A 389-nucleotide genomic window follows, 5' to 3' on the forward strand; every position below is an offset into this window, starting at 1 on the left:
GCCAAGCCGCGTGCCGCGCGGTGGCCTGCCGGCCAGACCTGACCTTGCTGCACACGACGCTTTCTCGGCCGTCCGTCGGGACAGAACGCCAAAGAGCACACTTCCAGGACATCGGAGCAGAACGGCCCTTGTCAAATACATCCGCAGATACTGGCTCCGGCGGATCCGGATCGGCTTCAGCCGGCGCCGGGCGCGATCCTGCAAGCGATTTGTGGTGTCGCAGGAAACGATCGCCTCGTGGTTGGTCTGGCTCCCGTCGATGACGACGCGATCCGGTCGGCCATGACGCTCCAGCGCCTTTCTGAAGAAGCGCTTGGCCGCCGGCAGGTCGCGCTGCTCGCTGAACCAAAACTCGACTGTGTCGCCGACACTGTCGATGGCGCGATAGA

The 389-nt window shown here is 64.5% G+C and carries 1 protein-coding gene; it reads right to left on the reverse strand.

Annotation, left to right across the window (positions count from 1 at the left end; translation table 11 throughout):
- Positions 1–389: DDE-type integrase/transposase/recombinase (locus ACWGTO_RS33905; RefSeq protein ID WP_454579008.1), on the reverse strand; the 389-nt coding region annotated here is incomplete at both ends.

This window comes from Mesorhizobium sp. PL10 (assembly GCF_053714315.1).